Here is a 16263-nt window from a genome sequence, read left to right on the forward strand (position 1 = left end):
GCCAGCGGGTGGTCGTCGGGGAGGGCGGCGACGCGCTCCTCCAGGTAGAGGGCCTCGGAGCGCAGCCGGGCGTCGGCGGGCCGGACGCGCAGAACGGCGACGTCGGTCTCACCGGTGGCCAGGCCCGCCGTGCGGCTGTCCACACGCGTGAGTTCGAGCGGTACGTCAGGGTGGCCGCGCCGCCAGGAGCGCAGCAGCGGCACGGTGAGCTCGCCGAGGACCGCGCAGGTGTAGCCGACGCGCAGCGGCCGGGAGACGGCGACGGTCTCGGCGAGGGCGGCGTCGACGTGGGCGAGGACGGCCCGCCCGTGGTCCCGGAGGGCCCGCCCGGCGGGGGTGAGGGCCAGGTGGCGGGACGAACGGTCGACGAGGCGCACGCCCACGTGTCCTTCGAGGGCGGCGAGGGTGCGGGAGAGAGCCGGCTGGGTGAGGCGCAGCCGCGCCGCCGCGGCGGTGATCGTGCCTTCCTCGGCGATGGCGACCAGGGCTCTGAGGTGACGCAGCTCCACATCCATGCGTGTGGAGCATAGTCCCTGACCGGACGACATTTCCGGGGGCCGGCCGGCGGGCCGTAGCGTCGCCGGTGTCCATATTTCCCAGGTGTTGTACGGGGTGGTTGTGATGAGGATTCTTCTGGTGGGCGCGTTCGGCACGCTCGGTGGCGCGGTGCGGACGGCGCTGGCGGGACGTGGCCACGAGGTGATCGCCGTGGGGCGCGGCCGCGGTGACGTGATCTGCGACATCGCCGACCCGGCGGCCGTGGCGCGGCTCTACGAGCAGGTGACCGGCGTGGACGCGGTGGCGTGCGCGGCGGGGGACGCCGTGTTCGGCCCGCTCGGCGGGCTGACCGCCGACGACCTGGCGGCGACGCTGCGCGGCAAGGCGCTGGGCCAGATCGAGCTGGTGCGCCAGGGTGTGCGGCACGTGGCGCCGGAGGGCTCTTTCACCCTGGTGACGGGCGTGCTGGCCCAGGAGCCGGTCGTGGGCGGGGCCGCCGCGTCGGCGGCGAACGGGGCGGTGGAGGCGTTCGTCCGGGCGGCGGCCATCGAGATGGCGCCGCGGCGCGTGAACGCGGTGAGCCCGACGCTGCTGGCCGAGTCCGCCGAGGCGTACGGGGCGTTCTTCCCGGGCGTCGAGCCGGTGCCGGCCGCCAGGGTCGCCCAGGCGTACGTCCGCTCCATCGAGGGCCGGGAGACGGGCCGGGTGCTCAGCGTGGGCTGAGCACCCGCTCAGTACCGCAGCACCGCCGCCAGCCGGTCCTCCTCGGCGAGGGTGTCGTCCCGGACGAACTCGACGTCCGCTCCGTTGTCCAGCGCCGCCTCGACGATCTCGTCGACGACGTCCTCGCGGATGGCGGGATCCGCCGTCAGCGGCTCGGTGGGCTCCTCCAGGCGCACCGGGTGGCCGCCGTTGCCGTCGACGCGGGCGGTGATCTGGTAGTGGTCCTCGACCGCGAGGAGCGCCACGCGCCCCTGGCGGACGGTCTGCCAGATCTCGTCCAGGCCGGAGGTGAAGCGCTTCTGGCCCCGCGCGTCGCTGAGGCGGCGCAGCACCTCGCCCTGCCGTGCGGCGCGGCGCTCCTCGAACGCCGGGCGCAGCACCTCGGCCAGCGCGTGCCCGGACAGGCCGATCGCGCCGCCCTGCTCGGTCCGGCCGGTGATCGCGTCGGGCCTGGGGCAGAGCTTCTCGAGGAGGGCGATCTGCTCGCGCAGCCCCACGACGTACAGCGGCCGGGGTTCACGGTCCAGTACGGGCATGAGGGCGCCGACGACCGTGCGCGCGTACTGGCGTTCGCGCTCCACGTGGGCCTCGCCGCGCGCGGTCAGGGAGTGGTTGCCGACCTTGTCGAAGTTCGCGCCGGGCAGGGCGTCCTCGTGGTCGGGGAGGGAGGGGCGGACGGGGAAGCCGTTCCCGATGGTCTCCACGAGGTGGTCCCCCGCGCCGTCCCACAGCCGGGTCTCGCCCTCGGAGAGCACCAGCACCCAGTACGGCTCCTCGGAGAGCCGGGCCGCGACCAGGTTGCGGGTGAGGAAGGTGTCCGCGACCACCACGCGCTGGGGCACGGTGCGGGGCAGGTACCAGACCTGGTGCTCGCCCGGGGCGGCCAGGATAAGCAGGCCGTCGCTGGAGTGGGCGAGGTCGACCTCCTTCACGGCGGCGTCGATCCGCGCCTCGACGTCGATGCGCGCCGACCGGGTCACCTTCGGGTCCTCGGCGAGCCGTCGCTTTGCCTCGGCGACCGTGTTGCGCAGCCTGACCTGGTCCTCGGTGCTGGTCGGTGCGCGGCGCGTGGTCGGCAGGAGCAGTGAAACGGCCGGGTACGGGCGCTCACGGCGCAGGTCACGGAGCGTCTCGTGGGTCAGCTCGCCGATGTCCATCAAGGTCCTCCTCGGGCCTGCGGGGTGTCTTCCAGCTCACCAGAGGCACGGCGGACCGGCCAATCGAGCGGGTCCACTCGGTGCACGGATCCCGTGCGCCTACCCGTTCCGGGGCTTCCTACCCGTACGGATGACTTCCTCCGCTCGCCCGATGAGCGGATCGTGGACTGCGGTAGCGAAGAGTCATGACGAAGCGTGCCGCCCGCACCGTTCTGCTGTCCCTGCTCACCACCGCGGCGCTGATCTGCGGCGCGTCCGGCGCGTCCGGCACCTTGCCGGACGGCCGCGCGCACGAGCGGACCCGGGCGGCCATGGAGGCGCTCGTACGGACCGGGATGCCCGGCGTCGTCGGCCAGGCGCGCGAGGAGCCCGAGGGGCGCGACGGGAGCCGGGTCTGGGACGGGGCCGCGGGGACGGCCGATCTCGGGCGGCCACGGGCGCCGCGGGCGCGCGACCGGTTCCGGATCGGCAGCAACACCAAGACGTTCGTCGCCACGGTGATGCTGCAACTGGAGGCCGAGCACCGGCTCCGGCTCACCGACACCGTGGAGCGCTGGCTCCCGGGCGTGGTGCGCGGCCACGGCAACGACGGGCGTGCCGTCTCCCTGCGCCGGCTCCTGGACCACACCAGCGGGATCTTCGACTACGCGGCGGACCCCGTCCTCCGGCAGCGGCTCTTCGGGCGGGACTTCCTCCGCCACCGCTTCGACACCTACACACCACGGCAGTTGGCGCGCACGGCCGTGTCCCACCCGCCGGTCTTCGCCCCCGGCAAGGGCTGGAGCTACTCCAACACCAACTACGTACTGGCCGGGATGGTCGTCGAGAAGGTCACCGGCCACTCCTACGGCCGGGAGATCCGCGACCGCGTCCTACGGCCCCTGGGCCTGCGTAACACCTTTGTGCCCGGCCGGTCGGCCGCCCTGCCCCGGCCGAGCGGGCGCGGCTACATCCGCTTCCCGGACGAGCCGGGGTCGCCGTTCCACGACGTCACCGACATCAACCCGACGGAGGCCGGGGCCGCCGGCGAGATGATCTCCACCGTCGGCGACCTGAACACCTTCTACCGGGCGCTGCTGCGCGGCCGCCTCCTGCCCGCCCGCCAGCTCGCGGAGATGCTGACGACGGTGGACACCGGGCTGCGCCCGGCGGCGCGGTACGGGCTGGGCATCGCCGCGCGGAAGCTGTCCTGCGGGGTGACGGTGTGGGGGCACGACGGCGGGATCCAGGGGGCGGTCTCCCACGTCAGCAGCGTCCGGGACGCCTCGCACACGGCCGCGTTCGGTGGCAACGCCCTCGGGGTGCCCTTCGACACGCTCGCGCTGGCGGAGGCCGAGTTCTGCGGGAAGGCACGCCCCTAGGCCCGGGTCGGCTCAGCCGCGCACGCGGCACCGCCGTACGAGCCGTCCCAGGCCCGCGAAGCCGTAGCCGTGGGCCCGGGCGGAGGCGATGATCTCCGGCAGGGCGTCGGCGTCCAGCACGGAGTGCCGCGCGTCCGTGGAGCCCACATGCATCTGGATGATCGCCCCCGGTGAGAACGCCCGCTCCGCCCGCCGGACGACCATGTCCACCGTCACGCCCCCGTCGGGCCCGCGCCAGCCGGCCGTGTCGTCCACCCATTCGACGACGGGGTATCCCAGGGCGTTGACGTCGCGGACGTTCCGCTCGGTGAACTCGCCGTACGGGAAGCGGAAGGCCACGGGCGTGCGGCCCGTGGCGCGGCGGATGGCCCGTGCGGCCAGGACGGCCTCCCGGCGCTCCTCGCGGAAGGACAGCCCGGGGAACCGTGGATGGCTGTAGGAGTGGCTGCCCACGGGATGGCGGACGGCCAGCGCGCGGGCCGCCTCCGGGTGGCGGTCGGCGAAGTCGCCCGTCAGGAAGAACATGGCGGGCACCCGCTCCTTCCGGAGCACGGCCAGGACCCGGGCGATGCCGTCCTCGTTCCACGCCGCGTTGAAGGTCAGCGCGATGACCTTCCGGTCCGTGGGGACGCGCCGGAGGGCCGTCCCGGCACACCCCGGCCGGCCGGTGACGGGCTCCCCCGCCGCACCCGGAGCCGCCGCGCTCCGAGCCGCCGCGCCCGGAGCCGCCGGGGCCAGCAGCAGGACGGCGGCCGCGAGCGCCGGCCATCGACGGGACCAGGACATGAGCGGACTCCTCCCGTGCGGAAAACCCGGGACGATCCCATGCGATCCGGTGCCGTCCGCTCGTACGCCGTGCCGAGAGATCGTTTCTCCTTCCCCCGTACGGGCGATACGGCGCGTGCCGCCACGGCACCGGGGGCAGACCCCGTACGTCCAAGCCGATGACCGGATAAGAGGTACTTCATGCGCCGCACCCCTGTCATGACCCTTGGCACCGCCGCCGTGCTCGGCCTCCTGCCCGGCTCGCCCGGGGTCACCGACAGCGGCACCCCCGCCACCACCGCGTGCCGGCTCCCCGCGCCCGCGCGGCCCGGCACCCGGTTGCGGGGCGCCGCCCCGGTGGCACGCTTGAACTGTGGCCCGGCCCAATGACGAGGTCGAGGCGCTCCTCCAGGAGTACGCCGACCTCGTCGCCATCACCGGTGGCGACGCCTTCAAGGCACGTGCCTACGAGAAGGCCGCCCGTGCGATCGGCGGCTTCCCCACCGACGTCTCCACCCTCGACGCCGAGGGCCTGCGGGAGATCCCGAACGTCGGGAAGTCCATCACCGACAAAGTCCTGGAGTATCTGAGCACCGGCCGCATCCCGGCACTGGAGGAGACCAGGGCGGCGATCCCGCCCGGGGTCCGGGAGCTCATCGCCGTCCCGACGCTGGGCCCCAGGAAGGCCATGACGCTCTACGAGGAGCTGGGCGTCTCCTCCGTGGAACAACTCCTCGACGCCATCCACGACGAGAAACTGCGCGACCTCAAGGGCTTCGGGCCCCGGACCGAGGAGAACATCCTCCACGGCATCGCCCTCATGCAGAAGGCCGGCGGCTCCGGCGGCCGCATCCTCCTCAACGCCGCCATGGACGTCGCGGAACAGGTCGTCGCCGAGCTCTCGCGGCTGGACGGCTGCGAGGGGTGCGCGTACGCCGGGTCGCTGCGCCGCATGCGGGAGACCATCGGGGACATCGACATCCTCGTCGCCGCCACCCGCTCGGGCCCGTTCATGGAGGCGATCACCGCCCTCCCGTACACCGCCGAGGTCATCGCGCACGGCGAGAAGAAGACCTCGATCCGCACCACCAAGGGCCTCCAGGTCGACCTGCGCGTCCTGCCGCCCCGCTCCTGGGGGGCGGGGCTGCTGTATTTCACCGGGTCCAAGGACGCGGAAGCACTCTGACACCTTGCCTCAACGAGCGAAAACCGCAGGTCAGAGTGAAGATGGAAGACATGGGCACGGCACCCGAGCGCCCCCGCTGGGGCATCCTCGCCCGTAAATCGAAGGTCTACGGGAAGGGCGACCGGCGTCGCGAGCTGAGCACCGAGGCGCAGATCGACACCGGCCACCGGGAGGCCGCAGAGGCCGGGGCCGAGGTGCCCCCGGAGTTCGTCTGGGCAGAGCTGGGCTCCGCGTTCAAGGACCGGGAACGAGAGGACTTCGACGAGGCACTAGCCGCACTCGCCGCAGGAAAGATCAGCGTCCTGTGGTGCTATCGGCTGGACCGGTTCAGCCGCAAGGGCGCCGAAGATCTCCTAAGGGTCATCGGCAAGGTGCGCGTCATCTTCTGGTACGACCGCTTGGACTCCATGGAGCCCGGGGACCGACGCCGGATCATCGACTACGCCGAGCAGGCCCGCGAGTACTCCGAACGCCTCTCACACAACGTAGTGCAGACCAAGCAGGTACAGCGTGAGCGAGGCGAGTGGCTGGGTGTCCACCCGTTCGGACTCAAGCCCAACCGGGACCGAAAGCTGGAGCACGGCGAGCGGTGGCCCGTGGTGGAACGGATCTTTTACACCCTCGCCGAGGGGAAGGTGTCCGGCCGGGGACTGGTGCTCGACATGAACCGGGAGGGCGAGTTGTCCCCCGGCGGCAAGGCGTGGTCCGTATCCACGCTGAGCCGAATCGTCAACCACCCCGTGTACGAGGGCTGGCAGATCATTCGGAACCCGGCTGGAAACTCACCCGTGAATCTCGTCTACAAGAACGCGCGGGGGCACCGGGTCGGCGTGCTCGCCGAGGGGTTCGAACCCATCCCCGCGGCGATCGTCAGGAAGGCCAGGCAGCACCTCAGCCGGCGGGACCCGGCCCCCAACAGTCACCAGCTCCCCCAGCAAGGGAAAGCGCAATCGCTCCTCGCCGACGCCCTACGGTGTCACGGCTGCAAGGGCCCTATGGTCACGGTGTCGCGGGAGTCCTACGGGTGCTACCGGCATCACCAGCAGGGCCTTGACTGCCCCGCTCCCGCGTTCGTGTCCAAGAAGCCTCTTGAGGACTACGCGGCCGTTCGCTGGATCAACCGCATCGGCGGTTCGGATGCCAAAGACCCGTTGCTGCTGGCCGTCGCGGAACGCTGGGCGCTCCTCACCCGGCCCGACGAGACCCAAGCTCACCGGGAGGCCCTGGAGGCCGTAGAAACGGCTCAAAAGCGGATGCGGCGGCTCATGATGGACCGGAACAAGGGCCGGTACGACCTGATGGAAGACCTCTTCGAAGAGCATGAGAGGGAAGCGCTCCAAGACCTCAAGGACGCCCGGGCGCTGCTAGCTGAACACGGGCCCACAACATCGTTGGACGCCGTGGGATTCCTGACTGAGCCGGAACAGGTCCAAAAGCTATGGGGTACGGCCACCCTGCCCATGCAGCGGGATCTACTCCGCTTGGCGATCGATTACGTGACCGTCAAGAAGTCTCCGAAGAAGGGGACAAGGTTCGACGGCAACCAGCGGGTGACGATCAAGTGGGCGAAGGCTGGAGGATCGGTGGCGCAGCACCCTGGAGGTAAGCAAGGCAGCGAGATCGAGGCACAAACTGCCGCCGCGTGACCTGGCGTCGAGGGCGCAGCGAAAAGGGCGCTGCCTGTACCTCTTTCCTTAATGCGTACTAGGAGAAGAAGGAGCGGGCAGCGCCTTTTCTGCTGGGCGTGGTGCCCGGCGTGCCGTACAGGACGCTCACGCCGGCCGCTCCGCCTGCTGTACCCCACCCGAACTTAATCAGGATGCAAGGCCAGGAGCGCCACGCGCGCGTGCGCAGAAGACGGAGCGACGCCCCGTAGCGCGGCCCTGTAACCCGCCTCGCCTGGCGCGGTCCCGTGGTGGCTCTCCTCCTGCGGTTCGACCCCAGGCGGGGCGCTGTGCTTGCTGTTTGGTCATGCCGGACGGACTACCCGCGACGGTTGATCTCCTGGCGACGGCGGGCACGATCCTGCTGCCACCCTTGCCATAGTTCCTTGCGGTCACGAGAGTTCTGGGGCCACAGGGCGCGGGCAAGGGCTGTCAGCCCAGTGATGAGAATTACGAGTACAGCGACGACCAGTACGGCACCCCACGGTACCGATTCCGGCAGGTTGAACACGATGTATGAGCCTTCCGACCTTGAGCGGTCGGCGGGTCACTCAGGCAGCTAGTACGGCGCTCCCCAGCACGCTGCGATGACGCCCGCCCCGGTGGTTGGTCACGGGGAAGGCGCAGTTCGGCCCTCTGGGCGCGATCTGAGGTGATGCCTCGATCGGCTCAGGTTTCCAGTCAGGCGGTGCTTCTGCCCCGGGGCGACTAACCGAGCGGGACAGTACGAGTAGTAGAACTCGCATAAGGAAGCGCAACAGACACCGCAGCAGCTCTGCCAGAGCTTCAAGGAATTCCCGGGCCGCAGCGCGCCTTTCAGCTGGTGTTTCCGCGTTCCGCAGACGCTCGCTGGCAGCGCGGAGTGTGTGCTGCTGAACCCTAGCCCTTTGTAGCTCTTGTACAAGCCAGAGATAGGACTGGGTCTTCCCGCTGCCTGTCGCGTGGTAATAGATGCTGTGGAGCTCATCTCGCACGACCAAGTCGGCCACTTCATTGGAAATCTCGGTTGCCGAAGCGTACGAGTTCGCCACTACGAGTACGGTTTCCGTCCGCTCTATGTTGTCCACCTCCATCCCCCCTGCGGCGCTCAGTGTGAGCCTAGTCTAACGCCAGCCTCAATGGGCCCGGCATCGCAGAGGAGTTGAAGCATCATCCGGCCTCCGACTCTGGCGTGCAGTGCCCCTGTTACCGAGCTGACCACGAGTGGGCGCGCACCTGAACGGTAACTGGTCAACCAGCACCCGTCGTGCTCAACTCCCGCGAAACTGGCCTCGCGTCCGCGCCACCGTCCTGTCCCGTGACGCGAGCCTCTGCCAGTGGGTCCGGTACGACACGGGCCTGCCGTGCTTCGAGGAGGCGTCCGAGGTGGACCACCGTTTCGATCCGCACGACCACAGACCCGAGGCACTGTGGTCGCTGTGCCACTGGCACCACGCCCGCAAGACGGCGCAGGAAGCTGCGGCCGGCCGGAGGCGGGCCCGCGAGGTCCGAGAGGTGCCCCGCAGTCGCAGGCCCCACCCTGGGGCGCTGTAATCCCCCTCTGTCTTGCGGCAACACCCCCGGGTGGTTCCCTAGCAGCCCCCGTCCCCACCCCTGGGGCCGCCGGGAGGATGGCCCGCGCGCAGCGTGTGGCCGGTGGGTGCGGAGGGCGGGGCCCGGTGCTGTCGCTGTGCTGTTCGTCGTGTTCTCAAACTGTGCAGCGTGCGGACCTGCCGGGGTGCAGCCGGAGCCTGGTGCCCGTTGAGGCATGCCCACGGTGGACGGAGCCGAGGCGCTGCCGCTCCTCATGGTGTGGCTCGTCGTGTTCGCCGCCGCTTCAACATCATTGATCGCTTCTCACACGCGAGCTACGACGAGCCGACGTCGAGCCATCGTGATCGTGGCCGACCCAGGGGGGTGGCTCCCCGATCATGATTCTTCCTGACCGGGGCGTGACAGCAGCTCGGTTTCTGTGCGATCCCGAGGCCGCCTCTTTTCGCCGCTTCGCCCCTTGCGCCGCCTGACCGAGGGCCGCTTTCCCCACGTACTGAGACCCGAGGTGACGACGCCCTGCGCATCGATCCCAAGCTGAAGGACGCGGACAAGATCCGCGCTGCTCTCGTCGACGGGTTCGAGGTCGAGCTGGATCTGGAGCCGGCGGACTTCGCGGCGATCGACATCGCCGCCCCCATGCTGGCCCGCGCTGCGTCGCTGGACGACCTGGTGCGCCGCGAGGGGCAGATGGTGCCGGGCGGGAACCGCGCCGGCATGTTCGTCCTGCACCCCGGCATCACCGAGGCCCGGCAGCTCCGGCAGGCGGCCAGCGCGCTGCTGGCGAAGGTCCGTGGCGAGGGCGACGGGCCGGAGCGCGGGCACAACTCCCGCTCGGCGGCCGGTGCCCGGTGGGCGGGTCGTCGCTGATGGCCCGCCGTAAGAGCAGGGCCGGGAACGGCCCGTCGAACGAGGCCCTGCGCATCGCCCGGACGATCGCCTACTACGGGGCGTGCCTTGATCGGGGCGTCACGCACGAACAGGCGCGGGCCCTGTGGGCGCACGACATGACGCAGCCCTTCACCTCCTGCCCGGCGGACGTCCCGCCGGCGCTGCTGGCCCGGATGGAGGCCGAGGCCCGGCGCGACGCGGAGGCCAGTACATGACCGACTGAACCGAACGGGGGTGGCGCTTGCCCACACCGGTCTTCGCCCCCGTACGGACCGTCGAGGACACCGTCCCCGAGCTGACCCTGGCCCGGGACATCCTGAGGTGGACGGCCTGGCACTTCCGGGCCGACTGGCGGTACACCCCGGAACAGGTGCGCATTCTGGCCCGCTGGTACGCCATCGACGCCGAGGGCGAGTTCACGTACACCTCGGGGACGCTCAGGAGGCTCAAGGGCTGGGGCAAGGACCCGATGATGGCGTCCGTGTGCTGGGTCGAGCTGATGGGCCCGTGCCGCTTCGGCGGCTGGCACCCGGACGGTTCGCCCAAGGGTGTGCCGGCCAAGGAGCCGTGGGTTCAGATCTTCGCGACCTCCGCGACGCAGAACACCAACACCATGTCGGCGCTGCTGGGCTTGCTCACGGCTGAGACGATCGCGCAGTACGCGGTCGATCTGGGCCAGGAGAAGTGTTACGCGACGCTGCCGGACGGTCGGCGGTGCCGGCTGGAGGCCAAGGCGTCGAGCTACCGGGCCGCCGAAGGCGGGCGCCCGAGCTTCGCCCTGATGAACGAGACGTGGCATTGGGTGACAGCCACGCAGGGGCCCAAGTTGGCGGCCACGATCCGGGCCAACGCCGCCAAGGTCTCCGGCCGGTACATGGAGATCACGAACGCCCCGGTCATCGGCGAGGACTCGGTGGCCGAGAACACGCTGTACGACTTCCAGAAACAACGCGACGGCAAGAACCGGTCCACCGGCCTGTACTACGACAGTGTCGAAGCCCCCTCCGGGGTGGATCTGGGCGAGGAGGAGCAGTTGCGCGCCGCCCTGCTGTGCGCCCGGGGCGATGCGGTCTGGGTCAACCCGGACCGCGTCATGCCCGAGATCTGGTCGGCGTCCACCACCGAGGACGAGTCCCGCCGCAAGTACCTGAACCAAACGACCGTCGCCGAGGACGCGCTGGTCGACCCCGAGGACTGGGGCCGGTGCGAGGTCGAAGGCCGGGACCTGCGGCCGGGCGACCGGATCGTCCTCGGCCTGGACGGCGGCGAGGCCGACGACAGCACAGCCTTGGTGGCCATGCGCGTGCGCGATGCGCTGTGCGTCCCGCTGGGCGTGTGGGAGAAGCCCGACGGTCCCGCCGGGGCCGGCTGGGAGGTGGACAAGGGAGTCGTCAGCGACGCCGTCGCGAACGCCTTCACCACCTACAACGTCGCCGCCTTCCTCTCCGACGTCGCGTACTGGGAGACCTACACCGCCCAGTGGTCCGAGACGTACGGCCCGAAGCTGCTGATCCGCTCGAACGCGCGATCCGCGGTGGGCTACGACATGCGCGCCAATCAGCGCGAGATCACCACGGAGAACATGGCCATGGTGGGGGCCATCGAAGCCCACCAGCTCCTGCACCAAGGCCACTTCACACTGCGCAGGCACGTGGAGAACGCCCGGAAGCGGCCGAACCAGTACGGCATCAGCTTCCGCAAGGAGTCGCGCGAGAGCCGGCACAAGGTCGATGCGTACGCAGCACTGCTGCTGTGCTGGATCGCCCGCCGGCGACTGATCGAGTCCGGCAAGCTCAAGCCACAACGCGCGGTGGCACAGCTGACCGCGTACGAAGGGTATTGACAGCTTGACCGAGGTCGCGAGCGTGCTCACGCAGCGCGCACGCCACGCCCGTGGCCTGATCCAGCGGGACTACGAGCGGCTGAACCTGGCCGACCGGTACCTGCGGGGCTTCCACCGCGCGCCGTTCATCCCGAAGAAGGCGAACCCGGAGTTCAGGGCCCTGGTGAAACGGTCCTTCGACAACATCGTCCCGCTGATCGTGGACGCGCCGACCAACGCCATGGGCGTGGACGGCTACCGCCGCTCGGGCAGCGATACCAACGCGCCCGAGTGGAAGTGGTGGCAGGCCAACCGGCTCGACCAGCGGCAGCACCAGGTTCACCGGGGCGCGCTCGCGGCCGGCCACAGTTACGTGACCGTCCTGCCCGGGATGCGTCCGGGTGAGAAGCGGGACCGGCCGCAGGTGCGCGCGTACGACGCGGTCAAGACGGTGGCGGTCTACGAGGACCCCACCTTCGACGCCTTTCCCCTGTACGCCCTGCACCTGGACCGCACGCCGGGCGACGGCGGCCAGGAGCCGCACACGGGCCGGCTGATCGACGACCAGGCCGTCTACCAACTTGACTTCGAGGCCGGTGACCCGAAGGTCACGAAGGTCGAGCCGCACGGCATGGGCGTGTGTCCGGTCGTTCGGTTCGCGCCGGCGGTCGACTTGCAGGGTCGCACTCAGGGGCTGGTCGAGCGGGTCATGACCACCCAGGACCGCATCAACCAGATGACGCTCAACATGCTCATCGCCCAGCACTACGGCGCGTTCGCGATCCGCTTTGCCACCGGCCTCGCGCCGGTGGAGGTGCTGGACGAGTACGGCGACCCCGTGCGCGACGAGAACGGGCAGCCGACGTTCCTCCCGCCGGTCCTTGACCCCTCCACGCTGCTGGTCTCCCCGAACGCCGAGACCGAGTTCGGGCAGCTCCCCGCCCAGTCCACGAAGGATCTCCAGGACTCCATAGCCATGGCGGTCAAGCACGCCTGCATGGTCACCGAGACCCCGCCGCACTACGTGATGTCGGACATGGTCAACATGGCGGCCGACGCGCTTGCGGCGGCCGAGTCCGCGTTCATGCGCAAGGTCGCCGAAGTGCAGGCCGCGTTCGGAGAGAGCTGGGAATCGGTCATGAGGCTGTGTGCGCTGGTAGCCGGCGACCGGGCCGGCTTCGAGGACGAGGAGTCCGAAGTCGTCTGGGCCGACCGGGGCAACCGCTCCTTCGCCCAGGCCGCCGACGCCGGCCTGAAGCTGTCGCAGATCGGCGTCCCGCTCGGCATCGTCCTGCGAAAGGTCCCCGGCTTCACGCAGTCGGACATCGACGAGGCGGTCAAGGAGTGGAAGGCTGCCCAGGAACAGCGGCTGCGCGAGATCGCCGCGAGCCAGCAGGCGAAGGCCCCCGACGAGGGGGTGAAGGATGGCGACGAGCGCGGACGCGCAACGGGCGACAGCCGCGTACCGGCGGGCGCAGGAGCGCATAGCCGCTGAGGCCGCCGCCGATCTGACCGCATGGCTGGCCGGCGTCTCCGCGCAGGACGTACGGACCGGTGCGGGGCCGCTGGGCCGCGAGTACCGGGCCCGTGTCGCCCGGGGCCGGCAGAAGTCCTACGCCCTGGCCGTCGCCTTCTACCGGCTGCTGCGCGCGCTGGAGACCGGCACGGTCGTCAACCTGCCCGGCACGGCCACGGCCGAGGGGCCGACTCTCGAAGGGTTGTGGCGCGAGTTCAACCGTGCGGCCGGCGCGCAGGCCGGCACCGCGAGCCGCGGTGGCCACCTGCTGGTGGATGACTCCCCGTGGGCCGGCTACGACGAGCGCACCGAGCAGCGCCGCGCGGAGGGTGCGTTCCACCGCGAGGTGACCGCCCGCTTGGACAAGGCACGGGGCGCGGCCGAGCGGCGAGGTCGGCTCGATGATCCGGAGTTCGAGAAGGAACTGGCTGAGGTCATGACGACCGCCCGGCAGGAAGCCGCCCGCACCGGATCGCAGATCGCCGAGGACGGCGGCCGCGAAGCCCTGGCCGAAGCCGTACGCGGCGATCCGAAGGCGCTGGGCTACTACCGGGAGACCGACGCCGACCCGTGCGCCTGGTGCGCGATGCTCGCCAGCAGGGGCGCGGTCTACAAGTCAGCCCAGTCCGCCGGGCTGTCGGACGGGCAGCGCTACCACCCCGACTGCCACTGCCAGCCGCGCCCGATCTTCTCCCGCACCCACACGCTCCCCGAAGCGAACCAGCGCTACATGCGGCTGTGGCAGGAGAAGTCCAAGGACGGCCTGACCCTGGCCGAATGGCGTCGAGAACTTGAGAAAGAGAGCAGCACCACGTGAGCGAGCAGACCCCGGTGGGCGCCCCCGAGCAGCCGCCGGCCGCCCCGGCCCCGACGCCAGCCGAAGTCTTCGGCGGCAAGGAGCCCGCAGCGGTGCCGGCCGAGCCGACGGCCGCTGAGCCCGCCCCGGCAGGGGAGCCGCCCGAGGCCGCGGTGGACTACCGCGCTCTGTACGAGAAGGCGCAGGCGGAGGCCCGCTCCCTCGCGGACGCGGCCAAGGCGGCGGACGCCGAAGCCGCCGACTACAAGAACCGGCTGGCGGAGATGGAGGTGTCGGTGCTCCGGCACCAGGAAGCCGCCCGCGTCAACCTGCCGGCCAACCTCGCGGCGCGTCTCCAGGGCGAGACGCCCGAGGAGATCGCCGCCGACGCCCGCAAGCTCGCCGCACTGGTCGTCCCGAAGCCCGTCACCGGCAAGGGCGGGCTGGAGCCCGACGCGCCGGCCGAGCACGACCCCGAGGCGATCACCCGCCGCATCCGCTTGATCGAATTTTAGCCGGTGTGCCGGACCGTGGCCCTGCCCAATTGGGCAACGATCACGGTAACCATGCCCACGAAGAAGACCACGACTCCGACGCCGAAGTTTTTGAAGCTGGGTGGATCTGGAATTTGCCCAGGTGGCACTTCGGCGGTGAACGCCTCCAAGAAGGGCATGCCAGCAATGGCAAGTCCCACTATCCCCAGGAGAGACCCGATCCAGGTCAACGTCTTGATCCACGCCGGGGAGTGGCTCTGTTCCGCCATGGAGCGGCGTGTAGTCACCCTGAGGTAGTCCCTGCCGACCTGGATCGGGTTGTTGTGGTGGCCGCCGGTCGACTGCGACTGAGTGGTTCCACCGATGTGTACCTTCATGGAGAAGTCCTGGTGGGAGATCCACCGTAGTTCGTTCGCTGCATCCGGTTGTTCGGAAAGCAAGCTTTGGGCGCGCTGTTGCCAATGCCAGCCAATGGCCTGTTCGGCCCTCGCGATGTCGCCGTACATGCTGGCCTGGTGCATCTGCGCCTGATGCGCGTCGAGTTCGTTCTGGACGAGAGGTGCTTCTCCCGGGCGCCTGTTACGCCAGAGAGTGATCACGGCGTTTCGGGCTGACTGCCAGCCCTCGGTAACCATGGCTTGCATCAATGCTGATGCAAACATTGCAGCGATCTCCATGATGCCCTCCCCGTGGCCGGTCCAGTGCTGCTCCTAGTCTCATTTACGGCCGCTTTACAAGTCATGCGTTGTTGCATCTCCGGAACTCGTTGGCAGGCAAACCGTGACAGAAACGTTCACTCGAGCGAGACGCTTATTGATCCCCCTTCAATCCTAGATAACGATCTCGCTAAGTCCCGGCGCCCAGCGGGGCTTCCCCATACCCGAAAGTAGTTGCACCACCCTTGGCTCATAGCTTCATCACTATGGAGAATGCGGGCGGCAAGGCCGCCCGTCAGGCTCTCTCCCTCCTCGCCGCCGAGCTGGTCCTAGGCCGTCTGGTCCACCGGGACGCCGAGAGCGAGTTCACCGGCGGCGTGGGCAACGTCGTCAACATCAAGAAGCCGGGCCAGACGCAGGACGCTCACGACGCCGGCACCGCCACGCCGAACATCGGCAGCGGTACCCAGGGCTATCTCGACGTCCGCGAGTCCTCGGTGCCGGTCCGCCTGGACCACCACTTCGTTCACCCGGTCAAGGTCACCTCGCGTGAGCTGACGCTGGACATCGAGAGCTTCGCCGCCCAGGTCCTCGCCCCGCAGGTCCGCAAGATCGGCGAGCGCATCGAGGGCACGATCGCGGAGCCCATGAACGCGGCCATCAAGGCCGTTCCCGAGACCGCCACCGTCGACCCGTCCAAGGTCAAGGCAGTGCGCGAGGCCATCATCGCTGCCGGCGTCACCATGGACGAGGCCAACGTCCCGGACACCGGCCGCATCCTGGTCGTCTCGCCCGCCTTCTACGGTGAACTGCTCAAGGACGATCTGTTCGTCCGCGCCGACCAGTCCGGCAGCACCGAGGCCCTGCGCAGCGCGAACGTCGGCGACATCCTCAACTTCCAGGTCTTCAAGTCGAACTACATCAAGGGCGGCGCGCTGGCGATGACCCGTGAGGCGTTCGCCCTGGTCGTGCGGGCCCCGCAGGCGTCCATGGGCGCCAAGCACTCGGGCTCGGAGTCCTACCAGGGCTACGCGATGCGCTGGATTCAGGACTGGGACACCGCCGGCCTTTCCGACCTGTCGATCTGCGACGTCTTCGCGGGCGCCAAGCCGCTGTTCGAGGGCCCCGACCCGATCACCGGTCTCGCGGAGTTCTGCCGGTACGTGCCGATCACCCTCAAGGGCAACGGCACCGGTAAGTAAGG

Annotated in this window: 15 protein-coding genes and 1 pseudogene; 12 read left to right on the forward strand and 4 right to left on the reverse strand. The window is 70.0% G+C overall.

Annotated elements, in window-relative coordinates; all coding sequences use genetic code 11:
• A partial coding sequence (locus K6I33_RS01160; RefSeq protein WP_229347566.1) for a LysR family transcriptional regulator occupies positions 1-515 on the reverse strand: 515 nt, incomplete at its 3' end.
• A 106-nt stretch (positions 516-621) separates the two neighbouring features.
• On the opposite strand from K6I33_RS01160, the gene K6I33_RS01165 reads away from it, so the two are divergent.
• Entirely contained in the window at positions 622-1221 is a 600-nt protein-coding gene (locus K6I33_RS01165; protein WP_229347573.1) for a short chain dehydrogenase, read from the forward strand.
• A gap of 8 nt (positions 1222-1229) precedes the next feature.
• Here K6I33_RS01165 and K6I33_RS01170 read toward each other — a convergent pair whose 3' ends face one another.
• Positions 1230-2378 (reverse strand): hypothetical protein, encoded by a 1149-nt coding sequence (locus tag K6I33_RS01170; RefSeq protein ID WP_229347575.1) that lies wholly within the window; start codon positions 2376-2378, stop codon positions 1230-1232.
• 185 nt (positions 2379-2563) lie between these two features.
• Here K6I33_RS01170 and K6I33_RS01175 point away from each other — a divergent pair, with 185 nt between their 5' ends.
• Entirely contained in the window at positions 2564-3739 is a 1176-nt protein-coding gene (locus K6I33_RS01175; RefSeq protein ID WP_229347577.1) for a serine hydrolase, read from the forward strand.
• A gap of 12 nt (positions 3740-3751) precedes the next feature.
• On the opposite strand, the gene K6I33_RS01180 is transcribed toward K6I33_RS01175, so the two are convergent.
• Positions 3752-4525, reverse strand: a complete 774-nt coding sequence (locus K6I33_RS01180; protein ID WP_229347579.1) for a polysaccharide deacetylase family protein — start codon at positions 4523-4525, stop codon at positions 3752-3754.
• A gap of 180 nt (positions 4526-4705) precedes the next feature.
• Here K6I33_RS01180 and K6I33_RS01185 point away from each other — a divergent pair, with 180 nt between their 5' ends.
• The 9 genes and pseudogenes from K6I33_RS01185 (at position 4706) to K6I33_RS35900 (ending at position 14424) form a co-directional block, all read left to right on the forward strand.
• Complete coding sequence (locus K6I33_RS01185; protein WP_229347581.1) at positions 4706-4894, forward strand: hypothetical protein; 189 nt, start codon at positions 4706-4708, stop codon at positions 4892-4894.
• A pseudogene (locus K6I33_RS01190) lies at positions 4878-5672 on the forward strand (helix-hairpin-helix domain-containing protein); the annotation flags it as partial. The gene K6I33_RS01185 and the pseudogene K6I33_RS01190, both read left to right, overlap by 17 nt.
• Before the next feature lie 68 nt (positions 5673-5740).
• Positions 5741-7336 (forward strand): recombinase family protein, encoded by a 1596-nt coding sequence (locus K6I33_RS01195; RefSeq protein WP_229347583.1) that lies wholly within the window; start codon positions 5741-5743, stop codon positions 7334-7336.
• A gap of 2187 nt (positions 7337-9523) precedes the next feature.
• A complete protein-coding gene (locus K6I33_RS01200; RefSeq protein WP_229347585.1) occupies positions 9524-9754 on the forward strand; it encodes a hypothetical protein in 231 nt (76 codons plus the stop codon).
• Positions 9754-9990 carry a hypothetical protein gene (locus tag K6I33_RS01205; protein ID WP_229347587.1) on the forward strand — a complete coding sequence of 79 codons (237 nt, stop codon included), beginning with the start codon at positions 9754-9756 and terminating at the stop codon, positions 9988-9990. The genes K6I33_RS01200 and K6I33_RS01205 overlap by 1 nt, the downstream gene beginning before the upstream one ends.
• Positions 9991-10016: 26 nt before the next feature.
• Positions 10017-11618 (forward strand): terminase, encoded by a 1602-nt coding sequence (locus tag K6I33_RS01210; protein ID WP_229347588.1) that lies wholly within the window; start codon positions 10017-10019, stop codon positions 11616-11618.
• A gap of 4 nt (positions 11619-11622) precedes the next feature.
• Positions 11623-13092 carry a phage portal protein gene (locus tag K6I33_RS01215; RefSeq protein ID WP_229347590.1) on the forward strand — a complete coding sequence of 490 codons (1470 nt, stop codon included), beginning with the start codon at positions 11623-11625 and terminating at the stop codon, positions 13090-13092.
• Positions 13022-13930: a hypothetical protein gene (locus tag K6I33_RS01220; protein WP_229347592.1), complete on the forward strand. Its 909-nt coding sequence runs from the start codon at positions 13022-13024 to the stop codon at positions 13928-13930. Before K6I33_RS01215 ends, K6I33_RS01220 begins: the two co-directional genes overlap by 71 nt.
• Positions 13927-14424 (forward strand): hypothetical protein, encoded by a 498-nt coding sequence (locus K6I33_RS35900; protein WP_275126603.1) that lies wholly within the window; start codon positions 13927-13929, stop codon positions 14422-14424. Before K6I33_RS01220 ends, K6I33_RS35900 begins: the two co-directional genes overlap by 4 nt.
• On the opposite strand, the gene K6I33_RS01230 is transcribed toward K6I33_RS35900, so the two are convergent.
• Complete coding sequence (locus tag K6I33_RS01230) at positions 14421-15080, reverse strand: hypothetical protein (protein ID WP_229347594.1); 660 nt, start codon at positions 15078-15080, stop codon at positions 14421-14423. The two genes, K6I33_RS35900 and K6I33_RS01230, sit on opposite strands and share 4 nt — an antisense overlap.
• Before the next feature lie 245 nt (positions 15081-15325).
• Between K6I33_RS01230 and K6I33_RS01235 the strand changes: the two genes are divergently transcribed.
• The gene (locus K6I33_RS01235) at positions 15326-16261 is read left to right on the forward strand and encodes a P22 phage major capsid protein family protein (protein WP_229347596.1); all 936 of its coding nucleotides are present in this window, start codon (positions 15326-15328) and stop codon (positions 16259-16261) included.
• Positions 16262-16263 lie beyond the last annotated feature (2 nt).

Source organism: Streptomyces sp. UNOB3_S3 (assembly GCF_020740895.1).
Lineage (GTDB): Bacteria > Actinomycetota > Actinomycetes > Streptomycetales > Streptomycetaceae > Streptomyces.

What these genes read in the sequence shown, in the direction of transcription:
- K6I33_RS01165 (WP_229347573.1), top strand. Translation starts at nt 622, where the DNA reads ATGAGGATTCTTCTGGTGGGCGCGTTCGGCACGCTCGGTGGCGCGGTG.
- K6I33_RS01170 (WP_229347575.1), bottom strand. Translation starts at nt 2,378, where the DNA reads ATGGACATCGGCGAGCTGACCCACGAGACGCTCCGTGACCTGCGCCGT.
- K6I33_RS01175 (WP_229347577.1), top strand. Translation starts at nt 2,564, where the DNA reads ATGACGAAGCGTGCCGCCCGCACCGTTCTGCTGTCCCTGCTCACCACC.
- K6I33_RS01180 (WP_229347579.1), bottom strand. Translation starts at nt 4,525, where the DNA reads ATGTCCTGGTCCCGTCGATGGCCGGCGCTCGCGGCCGCCGTCCTGCTG.
- K6I33_RS01185 (WP_229347581.1), top strand. Translation starts at nt 4,706, where the DNA reads ATGCGCCGCACCCCTGTCATGACCCTTGGCACCGCCGCCGTGCTCGGC.
- K6I33_RS01195 (WP_229347583.1), top strand. Translation starts at nt 5,741, where the DNA reads ATGGGCACGGCACCCGAGCGCCCCCGCTGGGGCATCCTCGCCCGTAAA.
- K6I33_RS01200 (WP_229347585.1), top strand. Translation starts at nt 9,524, where the DNA reads ATGCTGGCCCGCGCTGCGTCGCTGGACGACCTGGTGCGCCGCGAGGGG.
- K6I33_RS01205 (WP_229347587.1), top strand. Translation starts at nt 9,754, where the DNA reads ATGGCCCGCCGTAAGAGCAGGGCCGGGAACGGCCCGTCGAACGAGGCC.
- K6I33_RS01220 (WP_229347592.1), top strand. Translation starts at nt 13,022, where the DNA reads ATGGCGACGAGCGCGGACGCGCAACGGGCGACAGCCGCGTACCGGCGG.
- K6I33_RS01230 (WP_229347594.1), bottom strand. Translation starts at nt 15,080, where the DNA reads ATGGAGATCGCTGCAATGTTTGCATCAGCATTGATGCAAGCCATGGTT.
- K6I33_RS01235 (WP_229347596.1), top strand. Translation starts at nt 15,326, where the DNA reads ATGGAGAATGCGGGCGGCAAGGCCGCCCGTCAGGCTCTCTCCCTCCTC.